This is a genomic window from Ewingella sp. C233, from assembly GCF_055407225.1.
Map to the genome: position 1 here is coordinate 315,296 of NZ_JBUZRI010000004.1, position 16,898 is coordinate 332,193.

Below are 16,898 nucleotides of genomic sequence, written 5' to 3' on the forward strand. Positions count from 1 at the left end.
TTGTCTGTCGTTGCGTAACAACGCATTTCAACCCACCGCGTCCGATTGCACTGTTTTACAGCAAACGTTATGGTGGACGTCACATTCTGATAACACACAAAGCTTTCTATGACGTTTTCTGTTTTCGGCGATAAATTTACCCGTTTCACAGGCATTAGCCGCCTGATGGGCGATATGAATGATGGCTTGCGCACGCCAGGAGCGGTCATGCTCGGCGGTGGGAACCCTGCGCAAATACCGGAGATGCAGGACTATTTCCACACGCTGTTAACCGGGATGTTAGCTGAAGGCAAGCTGACCGAAGCGCTGTGCAACTATGACGGCCCTCAGGGCAAAGACGTGCTGCGCCATGCGCTGGCAGATCTGCTGAAAAAAGAGCTGGGCTGGGAGCTGGACGCGAAAAATATCGCGCTGACCAACGGCAGCCAGAGCGCCTTCTTCTACCTGTTCAACCTGTATGCCGGCCGCCGCGCCGACGGTTCGATGGCAAAAGTGCTGTTCCCACTGGCACCGGAATATCTTGGCTATGCCGATGCCGGGCTGGATGAAAACCTGTTCGTGTCCGCCAAACCCAATATAGAGCTGCTGCCGGAAGGCCAGTTCAAGTATCACGTCGATTTTGACCATCTGCATATTACCGAAGATATCGGCCTGATTTGCGTGTCACGCCCGACCAACCCGACTGGCAATGTGATCACCGATCAGGAGTTACGGCGTCTGGACGCACTGGCACAGCAACATGACATTCCGCTGTTGATCGACAACGCCTACGGTGTGCCTTTCCCAGGCATCGTCTTTACCGACGCCACGCCGCTGTGGAACCCGAATATTATTCTGTGCATGAGTCTGTCGAAACTTGGCCTGCCAGGATCGCGCTGCGGGATTGTGATTGCCGATGAGAAGGTGATCACCGCCATCAGCAACATGAACGGCATTATCAGTCTGTCGCCGGGTAGCGTCGGGCCCGCGATTGCCAATGAGATGATTACCCGTGGCGATCTGCTGCGCCTTTCTGAAGAGGTGATTAAGCCTTTCTATTATCAGCGCGTGCAGGAAACGATTGCCACGCTTCGCCGATATTTGCCGCCTGAGCGATGTTTGATCCATAAACCCGAAGGCGCGATTTTCCTCTGGTTATGGTTTAAAGATCTGCCGATAAGCACCGAAATTCTTTATCAGCGCCTGAAACAGCGCGGCGTGCTGATGGTTCCGGGTCATTATTTCTTCCCTGGGCTGGAGCATCCGTGGCCGCATACGCATCAATGTATGCGTATGAATTACGTGCCTGACGGCGAGCAGATTGAGCGTGGTGTGCGGATTCTGGCTGAAGAAGTAGAAAAAGCGCACGCGGAACATCAGTCAGTCTGAATTCAGGCCATAAAAAAACAGGAGGACAATGTCCTCCTGTTTTTTATTGTGGAAACCGAATTACGCGCTCTGGTTTTCTAACGCCGGTTTCTCAGTACCGATGGCGATTTTCTGCGGTTGCAGTGCCGGTGGTACGTCACGCACCAGACTGACGTGCAGTAAACCGTTGGTGAACTCAGCCGCGGAAACGTGCATGTGCTCAGCCAGCGTGAAGCTCAGATTGAAAGGCTTCATCACTAATCCCTGATGCAGGTATTCCACTTTGGTTTGCGGCTCTACGGGCGTCCCGCTGATGGTCAGCCGTGGCCCTTCGACTTCAATATTCAAATCACTTTGTTTGAACCCTGCCAGCGCCAGTGAGATGCGATAGTGATTATCGTCTGATTTCTCAATATTATACGGAGGGAACGCATGATCAGCGCCCTGCATTGAGCTAGCAAGTTTGTCGAAACCAATCCACTGACGCAGTAACGGGGAAATATCATAATTACGCATAATGTAACTCCTTCTGTGAAGCGAGATAGTTAAGCCGCCACGGAATTATCGACGTGACGGTTCTGCTCCCTGACGGCGAGCAACTTGTTATAAAAACGGTTGTCTGATATCTGTGGTCAGAATTACCGGATATCAATACGACGCGGTTTCGATGATTCCGGTACAACGCGTTCGAGATCGATGTAAAGCAAACCGTTCGCCAGATTGGCGGATTTAATTTGAATATGTTCGGCCAACTGGAATTTACGCTCGAAATTACGTTCGGCGATGCCTTGATATAAATAAGTGCGTTCCGCTGCGGCATCTTTATGCGCGCCTTTGACCAGTAACATATTATCTTGAGCCGTGATATCGAGCTCGGACTCGGCAAAACCGGCGACTGCAATCGCAATGCGATAATGGTTTTCATCTACCAGTTCGACATTATAAGGCGGGTAACCGCCACTCTGATTTTGGCCGGATTCAATGTGATTGAATAAACGGTCGAAACCAATAGCAGAACGGTATAAAGGGGATAAATCAAAATTACGCATTGGTGCTTCTCCTGAACATGCAGCGAGTCGATTTTTAATGACCTTCCCTTGGGACAGGTCCGTAACGCGTCATACCCTTACGGCGTATGCTTTTCCTGCGTCGTATGATAAAAATGGCGACGGAAATAAGTATTTCAAGTCACGATAAGAAAATTTATTGGGTAAAGGGTCTGAGAGTTGTAAACGGGGCTAAAAAAGTATTTAAGAGAATACGGGCTGTTTCCGGCAGGATCTCAAATATCCCTTACACTATAACCAACGTTGATTGGGGTTACCGCTTCAATCACGGCGGGTTAAATTGAGACGGCCACCACAGAGCCACGCCTTGCTTTGTTAAATTTTTTGGCTGAATGATATAAGTCACCTTTGACGATAAATCCTCGGCCCGACAGCATGAGATGAGTTCGACCATGATGAAAACAGTTTTACTGCCGCTCGTGACCGGATGCGCTTTTTTATCAACCGGCGGCTGCTCCAGCGTAATGACTCACACCGGGGGTCATCAGGGATATTATCCCGGCACCCGCGCTGACGTGACGATGATTGGAAGTGAGGACACCAGTTGGGCAATGACGCCTCTGTTAATTATCGATCTGCCTTTCAGTGTGCTGCTTGATACGCTGTTATTGCCTTATGACTATTACCGTCAGGGAAATGAAAATACGCGCGATCGCATCAAAGCCAGCGAAGAGCATAATCTGGCGCTGAGCAACGGCGTGGATATCGACCACGTTCCACCCATGACGGCGACGACACATTCGCAGAAGTCATCGACCCACAAAAAATAGTCGTTTTCAGAAAAATTGACGAGTAACCGGCCTGCACTGGCCGGTTCTCTGTGTTTAGCGGCTGGACGTGACCGCGATCTGGGCAAATTCCCCACACTGGCGCATAAACGCCACTTTTTCGCCATCGGGTGAAAACACCACTGCATCGGCGCAGGGTGCCACCTCGGTTCTCTGCGTCAGCCGTTGCATCTTTCCACTTTCAACGTCTAGTTGCATCACGCTGTTGTCGCAGACCAGCGCCAGACTGCGGCCATCCGGGCTCCAGCTAAAGGCTGACTGAATGCCCGTCACCTCATGACTGATTTGCCGCAGTTCACCGCCGTTGGGTGAAACGGTCCACACCTGAACTACCCCGTCATCATTCTGCATCAGAAAGGCAATCGCCGAACCGTCGGGCGAGGTGCGCAGCCAGTGTCGCGGTTGCTGTGCGATGCCTTTTTCCGTGAAGGTAATGCGTCGCTGTCTGACGCCCGCCGGGGGGGCTGGCAGCCGGTCCGGTGTCCCTTCAAGCGGCCTCTCACCGGCCTGACTGTAGCCATTGTCGTGCTCGGGTAAATCCACCACAAAAATCTCCGGATGTTTTTCACCCGAGGCAGAACGCGTATCACCAATAAAAGCCAGCGCCCAGCGCTGGCGCCGCCCGTCGGGTTTCAGATAGCCTTCTGTCCCGATCCAGCCCTCTTCGTAAGCACGGTTAATTTCGTCGCTGCCCGGCTGAGGGTGAGGCGTCGTCTGACTGACCAGCACGCTGAAATGGCTGCCGTCATATTCGCGGGGGTGATGTTTAGAGGAGATAACAGGATGGAAACCCAGAGCTATGCCGACGTTGCGCAGGTCAAGTGCCGGGTCCAACTCGTACATAACATGATCGTTATAAGTAAAGCTCAGGCGGCTGCCGTCAGGACTGAAGACATGCACGTGCGTACCACCACGCAGAGCCCCAGGCGTGAAGGGAGCGGTGATATCGAGCGCGTCCAGCGTGATGGCCTGCGAGGGAAGCGGCTCGCTGACAATCACGCCGCGCCGGTGGTGAAAGTCATACTGCCAGGCGCTGTCCGGATTTTCGGGGCCATGTATAAACGCATAACGCGCCGGATCGTTCGGGCTGACCGTCGCGACCCCCACATGTGCGCCCGGAGGAGCCTGATAAATCACCTGCATGTCACCGGTTTCAACGTTTACCCGCTCAATGGTTGAGCCGGTAAAAGAGCCGCCATGCGGACGGACATCATAGACCAGCCACTGACTGTCCGGCGTCCAGACGTTGATGTTGGTCAGCTGATGTCCGCGCGTGTCTGCGGTTAACTGTTTTTCACCCGCCACTTTTTTTTCCTCTTATTCATTGCCGCCAAACGGCTTTGCTTAAGAGTAAACGTTTTTACAGGGCGGAAAAATCTATTTGGCGGCCGGCGCTAACCCTTTCTGCGCCGTGCGCAGCATTGACCGCTTACGCCCCAGAATCAGCCCCAGAAAGCCACCGAGCACCAGTGCCACTGCAACGGCAATCAGCGCAGCGTCATAGCTGTGGGTGACATCCTTGATTCGTCCCATGATCGGCGGAAAGGTCAGCCCGGCGATATTGGCGACAGCATTGATCAATGCGATAGAGGCCGCCCCCGCAACGCCTGCTACCGTTTCCGTGGTAACCGCCCAGAAAATCGGCGTGATTGCCCAGTTCAGCCCGACGGTCAACACCAGCATGATGTAAGCCAGCACCAGATTGTGGGTGAAAAGCGCCCCAAACAGTAAGATACCGGAGAGGATCAGTGGCAGCCCGAGATGCAGTGCGCGCTCTTTGGTTTTGTCCGAATGACGGCCATTCAGGTACATAAAAATACAGGCAAATAGGAAAGGAACTGCGGATAAGAGGCTGACGATAAAATTACTCTGATCTGATACGACGCCTTTTACAATCAGCGGTAAAAAGAGCGTGATCCCGATAGTACCAAACGCCTGCAATAACCACAGTAAACTTAATGCCCAGACCTTTTTACTTTTTAATGCCGCCGACCAGTTGTGATTTTTATTAATTACCGACTCACCGGATTCCTGATTTAACTGTTTTGTCAGCCCTTCACGCTGTTCCGGAGTCAGCCATTTGGCTTTTTCCGGTGAATCATCCAGATAAAACCAGACCACAAATCCTAAAATAAAAGCCGGTATCCCTTCCAGTAAGAATAACCAGCGCCAGCCTTCAACGCCAAAGAAGCCGTGCATATTTAAAATTGTCCCTGAAATCGGCAAGCCCACGACTGACGCCAGTGCAGCACCGATATAAAACAGAGACATGGCACGGGCGCGGTCGCTGCGGGGATACCAGCAGGAGAGATAGTAGATGATCCCCGGCGTAAAGCCCGCTTCAGCCGCCCCCAGCAGGAAGCGCATGACGTACAGCTGAAACGGCGTTTGTACCAGACTCATCCCGGCGGCCAGTAAGCCCCAGGTGATCATGATTCTGGCTATCCATACTTTAGCCCCGACTTTGGTTAATATGACATTACTCGGTACTTCGAAAATAATATACGAAACATAAAATATCCCGGCGGCGATACCGTACATTTCGGCGGTCAGGGCTAAATCCGCATTCATTTGCAAAGCGGCAACAGAAATATTGGAACGATCAATATAAGCAATAAGATACAACAGCATAATAAAAGGAATTATCCTGATGTTCATTTTTTTAATCGTTGAGGAGTACAATTCATTATTCATCGTACACACCTTGGCGTTAATCATTTTGTAGGAGAGGTTTTATTCCCTACAGCAAGGAAATAAAATCCACAGAGTGATGCTTTATCTTTCTTATTTTTAAAAACAGTAGCAGGCCTGATCACAACCTTTTATATATTAAAATTTTTCCTAAATAACTCATGACGGGTATTTACCATTCCGCTACCGCGCCATCTTCATAGCGCCACACAGGATTGCGCCAGTCAGGGGCATTTTTACTGCGCTCGATCACCAGTTCTTCATTGATTTCAACACCCAGCCCCGGTTTGGTCGGTGGCAGGAAGAAAGCGCCATCCATCGAGAAGTCTTCTTTATTGATGACGTAATCAAGCAACTCAGCGCCCTGGTTGTAGTGAATTCCCATACTCTGCTCCTGGAACACCGCATTGCGGGAAACAAAATCAATATGCAGGCAGGCGGCCAACGCGATAGGGCCCAGCGGGCAGTGTGGGGCCAGGGCCACATCATAAGCTTCGGCCATAGCGGCAATTTTATAGCACTCAGTGATGCCGCCCGCGTGCGACAAATCGGGTTGAAGGATCGCCAGCCCGCCCTGCTCAAGTACCCGTTTAAATTCGAAACGTGAATACATCCGTTCACCGGCGGCGATAGGAATATGCGTTTGTGCCGCCAGACGCGGATAGTATTCAGCCTGCTCAGCCAGTACGGGCTCTTCAATGAACAGTGGCCGGTAAGGCTCCAGCTCTTTGATTAAGACTTTCGCCATCGGCGCATTCACGCGACCATGAAAATCCAGCCCAAACTCAATGCTGTTGCCAAAGGCTTCACGGATTTGCGCCACCACCGCGACGGTAGAATCCACTTTGCGCGAATTGTCGATAAGGCCCATCTCTTCACAACCATTGAGCTTGAACGTATCAAAACCAATGACCTGTAGTTTGCGGATACCGGCAATCACATCGGCAGGACGGTCTCCCCCCACCCAGCTGTAGGCTTTGATTTTGTCACGCACCAGACCGCCCAGTAGCTGATAGACAGGCACACCCAGCGCCTTACCTTTGATGTCCCATAACGCCTGATCGATACCGGAAATGGCACTCATCAGAATCGGGCCGCCGCGATAAAAACCGCCGCGGTACAGGGTCTGCCAGATGTCGTTGATTCGCGCCGGGTCCTGGCCGATAACATATTCACTCAGCTCATGCACCGCCGCTTCGACGCTGCGTGCGCGCCCTTCAATGACCGGTTCGCCCCAGCCAGTGATGCCTTCGTCGGTCTCCACTTTTAAAAACATCCAGCGGGGTGCCAGCCGGTAGGTGGTCAGTTTGGTAATTTTCATTGTGCATCCTTATAGGCTTTGATGAAGGCACTGGCCTGCTGCGCGGTACGTGAAACGGGCTGTCCGGCGCGGTATAAATCGCTGCCAAGACCTGCCCCTACGCAGCCCGCGGCCAGAAACTGATGCAAGTTTTCCGGCGTCACACCGCCGACAGCAAACACCGGCACCTCTGGCGATAACACGGCTTTCAGGGCTTTGATGTAATCCGGGCCGAAAGCCGAGGAAGGAAAAATTTTTAGCGCCTGCGCACCGGCATCCAGCGCATTGAACGCTTCAGTGGCCGTGGCGCAGCCGGCACATACCGTCATGCCCAGTTCAACGGCGCGGCGGATAACCGGCGGAGACGTGTTTGGTGTCACCACCAGTTTGCTGCCGATACCTGCCAGCAGATCCACATTCTTGGGCGTCAGCACCGTTCCGCCGCCAATCAGCGTACTTTTGCCGTATTTTTCCACCATATTGGCGATGCTGATTTGCCAGTCCGGCGAATTGAGCGGAATTTCAATGGCATTGAACCCGGCGGCGATCAGTACATCGACATGCGCTTCCACTTCTTGCGGCGTGATGCCACGCAGAATAGCGATCAACGGCAGAAGTTTTCCGTTAAAGACTTCAGTTTTCCAGATCATTGATAATGCTCCTTATTCCAGCCTGAAATGCCTGGTCGCCGTCTACGGTCTGACTTTTCAGACCCGCCATATGGAGTGCGGGGAGATAGCGTTGCAGCAGGTTGTCACTGCCCACCACAACCAACGGACCGTTGCCTGACGGCAAGGCATAATGCCGCTTCATCTGCGCCACTTCGTGACCGATCAGCAGACCGGATAGCCAGTCACTAACAGAGGTTTTCGCCAGTTTTCCCAGCACGCGGGCGGCACGAACTTCAAACAGTCGGCGCACCAGATCGGGCTCTTCAAAACCCTGTTCCAAACCTTGCGTGAAAGCCTCAGGGTCAGTAGATTGCTCAGGCAGATTGGCGCCAATCAATGAGTTGCTCAGCAACAGATGATGCAGTTCGCCGGTCATGACGGTGCGAAAATCCCGGAGAACGCCGCTATCGGTACGCACCCATTTACTGTGCGTGCCAGGCAGCAAATAGAATTCAGCCGATGTTTCGCGATACGCACCGATAAGCTGGGTTTCCTCACCGCGCATCACGTTCATGTTGTCGTCACGTTCAACACAAATACCGGGAATAATGCGCACGTTGCCCGGGGTTTCTTTAATTTTTGTCAGCTGATGTGAAATATCGGTCAGACTGATCGGGCAGCGCAAATAGGGAACGGAAACCCATCCGGCATCGCTGCCAATCATGCCGGCCATAACAACCGGAACCTGATGCTGCCACCACGGCGCGATAAGTTTTTCAAAAGCCTCAACGGGCGTGCTTTCTCCCAGACGGGTGACCCCCATAGGGGAGTGCTGACTGGCCACACATTCGCCTTGCAGATAAAGCCAGGCGCGGACATTGGTCGACCCCCAGTCCACGGCGATATAATCCGCGATCATGGCATCTCCTTCAGGCGTCGCGTGGTGCTGGCGATCATGGTGAGGGCGGCCTGCTCCGCGCGCTCCGGTCGTTGCAGGCGAATGGCGTCATATAACGCCTGATGTTCCCTAAGCGTACCGGGCATATTGGCCTCATCAGGCATATAAGTGCGTTCAAAAACAGCGCGTTGCAGCGAGCTGATCACTACACTCAGCTGCTGCATGATCGGGTTATGTACCGCCGCCAGCACGGCCTCATGAAAACGAACATCGGCCTCATTAAATGACTGACGCTTCTGCGCAAATTCAACCATCTCTTTTAATGCCTGTTCGATGCGCACAAGATCTGAGGAGGTGGCTCGCATCGCGGCCCAGCGGGCAATGGCCGGTTCAACCAGATTACGAATCTCGCTCATGGCGGCGATCAGTTCAGGTTTATCTCCCTGCTCCAGTGACCACTGCAGTACGTCAGTATCCAGAAAATTCCACTGTTCACGCGGTGTGACGAAAGCGCCCCGGTAGCGTTTGATTTCGATCAGGCGTTTGCCGGTCAGCGAACGCATCACTTCACGTACGATGTTGCGCGACGTTTGAAACTCATCGCACAGTTCCGCTTCTGACGCCAGAGGTGTGCCCGGCGGATATTTTCCGGCCACAATCTGCTGGCCAACAGCGAGAATAATACGGTCGGTTTTGCTTAACGGCTGAGATTCGGTCACTGCTACGTCCATGCGTACTCCGGCTAAAAATCATGCATCTTGCGGATGATTGTAGTACTCGTTATTTGGGTTGTACTACAATCAAGATCACAAAACAGACAACCAGTAACATTGGCGTAACAAAAATGCGAGATGAGTACAAAAGGCAGGCATAAAAAAAGCGGCCACTGGCCGCCGTTATTACTGATAATATTCAGTCGTTTAACACGAATTTTTCAATGGCGAACGCCACACCATCTTCCATATTGGTTTTGGTCACAAATTGGCTAACCGCTTTTACGCTGTCCAGCGCATTGCCCATCGCCACGCCCACACCGGCGTACTCGAGCATCGCAATGTCGTTTTCCTGATCGCCCAGAGTCATCACGTTTTCGCGTGGAATGCCCAGCCTGGTCGCCAGCACTTTGACGCCTTCGCCCTTATTCACACGTTTATCAAGGATCTCCAGGAAATAAGGTGAACTTTTCATGATGGTGTAGCGCTCTCTGGCTTCAGCCGGGAGATGGCTTATCGCGTGGTCGAGCAGTTCTGGGCGATCAATTATCATCACTTTCGGGAAGGTCAGCGACGATTCCATCTCCTCTGCTGGGCAGAATTTCAGCGGAATACCCGTCGTATAGGATTCATGCACGCTGTACTCGCTGATGTCACGGTTGGCGGTGTAGAGGTCTGTTTTGGTCAGCGCGTGGAAATGCACGCCCAGCTGACGCGCCAGTTTTTCGAAATAGTGATAGTCGTCAATAGTGAGGGAAATTTCGGCAATCACGCTGCCATCTTGCGCGTTATGCACCAAAGCGCCGTTGTTGGTGATGCAATAACAACCTTCCTGCTGTAAATCCAGCTCCTGTAAATAACGCTCGACGCCCATGTAAGGACGGCCGGTCGCCAGAACAATTTGTACCCCTTTTTTGCGGGCAGCGATCAGTGATTGTTTTACGGCGGGAGTGACTTCATGCTGCGGATTGAGCAACGTGCCATCCATATCAATTGCAATTAATTCAATAGCCATAGCATCCTCAGAGGTTAAATAATCTTCCCTGATGCTAACGCGACTTACTACGGCAAAGCCAGTCTGATTCTCCACAGATTGTGGATAAAAAAATCCGAAGACAGTTTCCTGCTTCGGATTTTTATTTCATGCACTCGTACCGCGTTAAATATCGATGTTAGCTGCTTTCAGTGCATTATCTTCGATAAAGGCACGACGCGGTTCAACGGCATCACCCATCAGGGTGGTAAACAGCTGATCAGCAGCGATAGCATCTTTGATAGTCACGCGCAGCATACGGCGTTGTTCCGGATCCATGGTGGTTTCCCACAGCTGATCCGGGTTCATTTCACCCAACCCTTTATAGCGCTGTACGGAAAGACCACGACGGGACTCTTTCACCAGCCATTCCAGCGCCTGTTCGAAGCTGGTGATCGGCTGACGACGTTCGCCACGTTCGATGAAGGCATCTTCTTCGATCAGGCCGCGCAGTTTTTCACCCAAGGTACACAGCTTGCGGTATTCGCCACCGTGAACGAAATCGAAATCGAGATCGTAATCGGTATCTACACCGTGAGTACGGATGCGCAGAACGGGTTCGAACAGCTGACGCTCGCGGTTTTCACGCACAATCGCACTGTAGCTGCTGCCGTGAAGCTCTTTTTCGTTCAGCATCGCCACCAGGGATTCCATCCAGTCCTGAACTTTTGCCTGATCGGTGAGATCGGCTTCGTCCAGCGTTGGTTGGTAAACCAGACGGTTCAGCAAGGCACGCGGGAAGCGGCGCTCCATGCGGCCAATCATTTTCTGTACGCTATAATGTTCGGCTACCAGTTTTTCCAGCGCTTCACCTGCCAGCGCCGGGGCGTGAGCATTGGTGTGCAGCGTGGCGCCGTCCATTGCGATGGTGATCTGGTACTGATCCATCGCTTCGTCATCTTTAATATACTGTTCTTGCTTGCCTTTTTTGACTTTATACAGCGGCGGCTGGGCAATATACACGTGGCCACGCTCGATAATTTCAGGCATCTGACGGAAGAAGAAGGTCAGCAGTAAAGTACGGATGTGAGAACCATCGACGTCGGCATCGGTCATGATGATGATGCTGTGATAGCGCAGTTTGTCCGGGTTGTACTCATCGCGGCCAATGCCACAACCAAGCGCGGTGATAAGCGTCGCCACTTCCTGCGAAGAGAGCATTTTGTCGAAGCGCGCTTTCTCAACGTTGAGGATTTTACCTTTAAGCGGCAAAATCGCCTGGTTTTTACGGTTACGGCCCTGTTTTGCTGAGCCGCCCGCGGAGTCCCCTTCCACTAAGTACAGTTCGGAATGAGCCGGGTCGCGTTCCTGACAGTCAGCCAGTTTGCCTGGCAAACCTGCCAGATCCAGCGCGCCTTTACGACGGGTCATTTCACGGGCTTTACGTGCGGCTTCACGGGCACGGGCTGCATCAATGATTTTCCCGACCACGATTTTGGCATCGCCCGGGTTTTCCATCAGATAATCAACCAGCTTCTCGTTCATCAGCGACTCAACGGCAGTCTTCACTTCGGAAGAAACCAGCTTGTCTTTGGTCTGAGAAGAGAACTTAGGATCAGGCACTTTTACCGAAACAACCGCGATCAGGCCTTCACGGGCGTCATCGCCAGTGGCGCTGATTTTAGATTTTTTGCTGTAGCCTTCTTTATCCATATACGCGTTAAGCGTACGGGTCATCGCAGAACGGAAACCGACCAGGTGGGTGCCGCCGTCGCGCTGAGGGATGTTGTTGGTAAAGCAGTAAATATTTTCCTGGAAACCATCATTCCACTGGAGCGCCACTTCCACACCGATATCGTCTTTCACGGTGGAGAAATAAAACACGGTCGGGTGGATGGGGGTTTTGTTCTTGTTCAGGTATTCCACGAAGGCTTTGATACCACCTTCGTAATGGAAGTGATCGTTTTTGCCGTCACGTTTGTCCAGCAAACGGATCGCCACACCGGAGTTCAGGAATGAGAGTTCACGCAGGCGTTTAGCCAGAATGTCGTACTCAAATTCTGTGTTATTCGTGAACGTGTTGTAGCTCGGCCAGAAGCGAACGGTCGTGCCGGTCGCTTCGGTTTCGCCGACGACTTTCAGCGGGTTCTGTGGTTCGCCGTGCACATAAGTTTGCTCATGCACTTTGCCTTCGCGGCGGATAACCAGTTCAAGTTTTTCCGACAGGGCGTTAACGACGGAAACACCCACGCCATGAAGACCGCCAGACACTTTGTACGAGTTATCATCAAATTTACCGCCAGCATGCAGAACGGTCATGATGACCTGAGCGGCGGAAACGCCCTCTTCTTCATGGATGCCAGTCGGAATACCACGGCCATCATCCTGAACGGAGACGGAGTTATCTGCGTGGATCGTGACTTGAATCTCTTTACAGTGGCCAGCCAGGGCTTCGTCGATAGCGTTGTCCACAACCTCGAATACCATGTGGTGCAGACCAGTGCCGTCATCGGTATCGCCGATATACATGCCGGGGCGCTTACGCACCGCGTCCAGCCCTTTTAATACCTTGATACTTGAGGAGTCATAAGAATTCGACATCAACGTTTCTCGCTCATTTTTAGTCCTGTGATAGAACGGCTATTTTACCCTGTTCCACGCGGAACATCTTGCCCTTTTCACCCATCATGTCGGTTACTTGTTCAGCGCCAATGGCACTGACAAATACCTGAGCCTGGGTGGCTTTTAGGCGGTCTGCTAACAACCGACGTCGGTCGGCGTCCAGCTCGGAGGCAAAATCGTCAAGAAGATACAGGCAACGCCGCCCGCTCTGTCGGGTGAGGAACTCACCCTGCGCTAACCGAAGCGCACACATCAATAATTTCAGCTGCCCGCGTGAGAGCAAATCTTCCACCGGCGTACCATCGGCACGGATGCGAAAATCGGCTTTATGCGGACCTGATGCGGTATAGGTTAAGGCTCTGTCGCGTTCGAAATTACGCTCCAGCAGTTCGCCGTATTCAGTCTCTTTATCCCATCCACGCTGGAAAGAGAAGCTGAGGGCGAACTCTGGCAGGAACTGCGCACAGGTCGCGCTGATATCAGCCGCGATTGCGTCGCTGTAAGCTGCCCGCCATTCGCTGATGCGCTCGGCTAACGGGATTAATTCCTGATCCCAGGCACGAATTTGCGCATAGCGGCTCACCTGACGCAGCGCGGCGTTGCGCTGCTTGAGTAACCGTCGCAGGTTGCTCCAGGCGATAAAAAAACCGGGGTCGTGGTGGAAACAACCCCAGTCAAGAAACGCCCGCCGGTACTTCGGCCCACCGTTAAGCAGGGTGAAGCCTTCGGGCGTAATCAATTGCATTGGCAACATTTGCGCCAGCTCGGAGACTTTATGCCCGTCGCTGCCGTCAATGCGCACTTTGCTGTCTCCCTGTCGGCTTTTACTTAGCCCGACCGAAATTTCACGTTCGCCGCCATCATCAATACGGCCATGCAAAATAAATTCTGCCTGATCGTGGCGGATAACGCGTCCGGCCTGCAGGCTGCGAAAAGCACGACCGTGCCCAAGCGTATAGACTGCTTCCAGCACGCTGGTTTTACCGCTGCCATTGGGGCCGACCAGAAAATTGAAACCGGGCGACGGGTCTACATCCGCCGCCTCAATGTTGCGGAAATCTTTTATCAATAATCGCGTGAGAGCCATTAATTCAAATCACAGACGCATAGGCATGACAACGTAGGCCGCTGCGTGGCTTGAAGCGTCTTCAATCTGCACACTGGATACCGAGTCGGTCAGCAGGAGATTAACGTCTTCGCACTTGAGCGCATTGAGCACATCCAGTACATAACTGACGTTAAAACCGATTTCCATTTCGGCACCATCATAACCAACGTCCAGAATCTCTTCGGCTTCTTCCTGTTCCGGGTTATTCGCCGTAATTTTCAGCTGGTTATGGCTTACATACAGGCGAACGCCGCGGAATTTCTCGTTAGAGAGGATGGCAGCACGGGCAAATGCCTGTTTAAGCAGGTCGCAACCGGCTTGCAGGGTTTTATCGGGATTTTTCGGCAATACGCGGCGGTAATCAGGGAAACGGCCGTCAACCAGCTTCGAGGTGAAGATGAAGTCGCCGACGTGAGCACGAATATTGTTGCTGCCGATTTGCAGCTGCAACAGCGCTTCTCCGCCATCGAGAAGACGCACCAGCTCCATCACGCCTTTACGCGGCACGATCACCGAATGAGACGGCAAGGACTGGCCGATAGGCATGGAACAGACCGCCAGACGGTGGCCGTCTGTCGCCACGGTACGCAGCTCTTCGCCTTCGGTTTCGAACAGCATACCGTTTAAATAGTAGCGAACGTCCTGATGCGCCATGGAGAACTGAGTGGCTTCAATCAGGCGTTTTAACGTCGCCTGCGGCAGGGTGAATTCAACTTCACTTTGCCAGTCGTCGAGGTTAGGGAAATCAGTTGCCGGTAAGGTCGACAGCGAGAAACGGCTGCGGCCTGATTTCACCAGCATACGGTCGCCGTCCAGGGCAACGGAAATTTCCGCACCGTCAGGTAAACCACGGCAAATATCAAAGAATTTACGCGCCGGTACAGTGGTCGCGCCCGCTTCATGGGGTTGGGACAGGGCCACTTTCGCCACCATCTCCATTTCCAGATCGGTCCCGGTCAGCAACAGCGAGCCTTCAGTGACCTGCAGTAAGAGGTTACCGAGAATAGGCAGCGTTGGTCGTCCACCCAGCGGGCTACTGACCTGTTGCAGCGGTTTTAGCAAATGCTCACGTTCAACAATAAATTTCATAGCGCTAGGAGGATAATGTTCTGATTAAGTTGGAGAAATCTTCTTTGATGTCGTGACTTTCTTCACGCAGCTGCTCGATTTTACGGCAGGCGTGCAACACCGTTGTATGATCGCGACCACCGAACGCATCGCCGATTTCTGGCAGGCTGTGGTTGGTGAGCTCTTTAGCCAGTGCCATCGCCATCTGGCGCGGGCGGGCTACCGAACGGGAACGCCGTTTGGAAAGCAAGTCTGCGATCTTAATCTTATAATACTCGGCCACCGTTTTCTGAATATTATCAATGGTGACCAACTTCTCTTGCAGCGCTAATAAATCACGCAGTGCTTCGCGAACGAAGTCGATGGTGATCGCCCGGCCAGTAAAGTTGGCATTGGCGATAACCCGGTTCAGTGCGCCCTCAAGTTCACGGACGTTAGAACGCAGACGTTTAGCAATAAAGAACGCCACTTCACCCGGCAGACGAATGTTATTTTCGTCGGCTTTTTTCATGAGGATCGCTACGCGAGTTTCAAGCTCAGGCGGTTCGATCGCCACGGTCAAACCCCAACCGAAGCGGGACTTCAGGCGATCTTCAACACCGTTGATCTCTTTCGGATAACGATCAGATGTCAGGATGATCTGCTGATTGCCTTCCAGCAGGGCATTAAAGGTGTGGAAAAACTCTTCCTGGGAACGCTCTTTATTGGCAAAAAATTGGATGTCATCGATAAGCAGGGCATCGACCGAGCGGTAATAGCGTTTGAACTCTTCAATGGCGTTATTTTGCAGCGCTTTAACCATGTCCTGAACAAAACGCTCGGAGTGCATGTACACCACTTTTGCATTGGCTTTTCGCGCCATGATGCCGTTGCCGACCGCGTGCAATAAGTGGGTTTTACCGAGACCGGTACCGCCATAAAGGAATAAAGGGTTGTAAGCACCGCCCGGATTATCGGCCACTTGGCGTGCCGCAGCGCGGGCCAGCTGGTTCGATTTACCTTCAACGAAGTTATCGAAAGTGTGCTTGGGGTTGACGTTGGAACGATAAGACAATTCAGGCTGCGCCGCAGAGCTGTCCCAGCTGGGGCGCGAAGGCGCAAGGCGTGGCACCGGTTGGTGGCTAGCCGGTGAGCTGATGCTGGCGGTGGTAACGGGCTGGTTAACACGCTGGATAAGCGGCTTACTGCCCACTTCAAAACGCAGCAATGGCACATCCGCCCCACAGAAGTCGTTGAGCAATCCGTTGATGTTGTTTAAGTATTTATCTCTCACCCAATCCAAGACAAAACGATTCGGTGCGTAAAGCGCCAAAGTATTGTCACTGAGTTCCGCCTGCAAGGGGCGTATCCACATACTGAATTCTGTGGCAGGTAACTCATCCTGCAAACGGGCAAGACATTGCTGCCAAAGCGAAAGTGACACGGCGGACTCCACTCGAACAAGATCAAAAAAAGAAAAGGATCAGGATATTTTTTAAATCATGATTTTTGGCACACGCTCCGCCCGGCGTAGCGGGGGAAAAGTCTTCGCATCACCCTGTCAGCGATGTGAAGCAACGTGCGAACCGCTTTTTGCGGATTTGTCGACGGCGAACCGGGAGGGATCGCGAATCTGAATGGCGGATCATAACGCAATCCGGCACAGAGATCCTCCCCTTCCTGACAGATTAGATCCTTTTTATCCACAGGCTACGATCGCCAAGTGGGTAAGC

General features: G+C 52.6%; 15 protein-coding genes. 2 read left to right on the forward strand and 13 right to left on the reverse strand.

What is annotated here, in order from left to right; genetic code table 11:
* The first annotated feature begins 108 nt into the window (after positions 1 to 108).
* A complete protein-coding gene (locus ACZRKO_RS18960; RefSeq protein ID WP_463738792.1) occupies positions 109 to 1,368 on the forward strand; it encodes a valine--pyruvate transaminase in 1,260 nt (419 codons plus the stop codon).
* A 60-nt stretch (positions 1,369 to 1,428) separates the two neighbouring features.
* On the opposite strand, the gene ibpB is transcribed toward ACZRKO_RS18960, so the two are convergent.
* Positions 1,429 to 1,863 carry a small heat shock chaperone IbpB gene (gene ibpB / locus ACZRKO_RS18965; RefSeq protein WP_463738793.1) on the reverse strand — a complete coding sequence of 145 codons (435 nt, stop codon included), beginning with the start codon at positions 1,861 to 1,863 and terminating at the stop codon, positions 1,429 to 1,431.
* A 122-nt stretch (positions 1,864 to 1,985) separates the two neighbouring features.
* Positions 1,986 to 2,396 carry a small heat shock chaperone IbpA gene (gene ibpA, locus ACZRKO_RS18970; RefSeq protein ID WP_463738794.1) on the reverse strand — a complete coding sequence of 137 codons (411 nt, stop codon included), beginning with the start codon at positions 2,394 to 2,396 and terminating at the stop codon, positions 1,986 to 1,988.
* Between the two features lie 410 nt (positions 2,397 to 2,806).
* Between ibpA and ACZRKO_RS18975 the strand changes: the two genes are divergently transcribed.
* Entirely contained in the window at positions 2,807 to 3,184 is a 378-nt protein-coding gene (locus ACZRKO_RS18975; RefSeq protein ID WP_463738795.1) for a YceK/YidQ family lipoprotein, read from the forward strand.
* A gap of 54 nt (positions 3,185 to 3,238) precedes the next feature.
* On the opposite strand, the gene ACZRKO_RS18980 is transcribed toward ACZRKO_RS18975, so the two are convergent.
* From ACZRKO_RS18980 to dnaA, 11 genes are all read right to left on the reverse strand, one after another.
* Positions 3,239 to 4,507: a DUF3748 domain-containing protein gene (locus ACZRKO_RS18980; RefSeq protein ID WP_463738796.1), complete on the reverse strand. Its 1,269-nt coding sequence runs from the start codon at positions 4,505 to 4,507 to the stop codon at positions 3,239 to 3,241.
* A gap of 72 nt (positions 4,508 to 4,579) precedes the next feature.
* Positions 4,580 to 5,896 (reverse strand): MFS transporter, encoded by a 1,317-nt coding sequence (locus tag ACZRKO_RS18985; RefSeq protein ID WP_463738797.1) that lies wholly within the window; start codon positions 5,894 to 5,896, stop codon positions 4,580 to 4,582.
* 169 nt (positions 5,897 to 6,065) lie between these two features.
* The gene (dgoD, locus tag ACZRKO_RS18990) at positions 6,066 to 7,214 is read right to left on the reverse strand and encodes a galactonate dehydratase (RefSeq protein WP_463738798.1); all 1,149 of its coding nucleotides are present in this window, start codon (positions 7,212 to 7,214) and stop codon (positions 6,066 to 6,068) included.
* Positions 7,211 to 7,843, reverse strand: coding sequence for a 2-dehydro-3-deoxy-6-phosphogalactonate aldolase (locus ACZRKO_RS18995; RefSeq protein ID WP_463738799.1), 633 nt, complete (start codon positions 7,841 to 7,843; stop codon positions 7,211 to 7,213). The genes dgoD and ACZRKO_RS18995 overlap by 4 nt, the downstream gene beginning before the upstream one ends.
* The gene (locus tag ACZRKO_RS19000) at positions 7,827 to 8,723 is read right to left on the reverse strand and encodes a 2-dehydro-3-deoxygalactonokinase (protein WP_463738800.1); all 897 of its coding nucleotides are present in this window, start codon (positions 8,721 to 8,723) and stop codon (positions 7,827 to 7,829) included. The genes ACZRKO_RS18995 and ACZRKO_RS19000 overlap by 17 nt, the downstream gene beginning before the upstream one ends.
* On the reverse strand, positions 8,720 to 9,433 hold the full coding sequence (locus ACZRKO_RS19005; RefSeq protein WP_463738801.1) for a FadR/GntR family transcriptional regulator: 714 nt from the start codon (positions 9,431 to 9,433) through the stop codon (positions 8,720 to 8,722). The genes ACZRKO_RS19000 and ACZRKO_RS19005 overlap by 4 nt, the downstream gene beginning before the upstream one ends.
* Positions 9,434 to 9,614: 181 nt before the next feature.
* A complete protein-coding gene (gene yidA, locus ACZRKO_RS19010) occupies positions 9,615 to 10,430 on the reverse strand; it encodes a sugar-phosphatase (RefSeq protein WP_463738802.1) in 816 nt (271 codons plus the stop codon).
* 144 nt (positions 10,431 to 10,574) lie between these two features.
* Positions 10,575 to 12,989, reverse strand: coding sequence for a DNA topoisomerase (ATP-hydrolyzing) subunit B (gene gyrB, locus ACZRKO_RS19015; RefSeq protein ID WP_463738803.1), 2,415 nt, complete (start codon positions 12,987 to 12,989; stop codon positions 10,575 to 10,577).
* Positions 12,990 to 13,008: 19 nt separating this feature from the next.
* Complete coding sequence (gene recF / locus ACZRKO_RS19020) at positions 13,009 to 14,097, reverse strand: DNA replication/repair protein RecF (RefSeq protein WP_463738804.1); 1,089 nt, start codon at positions 14,095 to 14,097, stop codon at positions 13,009 to 13,011.
* 9 nt (positions 14,098 to 14,106) lie between these two features.
* Complete coding sequence (gene dnaN / locus ACZRKO_RS19025) at positions 14,107 to 15,207, reverse strand: DNA polymerase III subunit beta (protein WP_463738805.1); 1,101 nt, start codon at positions 15,205 to 15,207, stop codon at positions 14,107 to 14,109.
* A gap of 4 nt (positions 15,208 to 15,211) precedes the next feature.
* On the reverse strand, positions 15,212 to 16,609 hold the full coding sequence (gene dnaA / locus ACZRKO_RS19030) for a chromosomal replication initiator protein DnaA (RefSeq protein WP_463738806.1): 1,398 nt from the start codon (positions 16,607 to 16,609) through the stop codon (positions 15,212 to 15,214).
* Positions 16,610 to 16,898 lie beyond the last annotated feature (289 nt).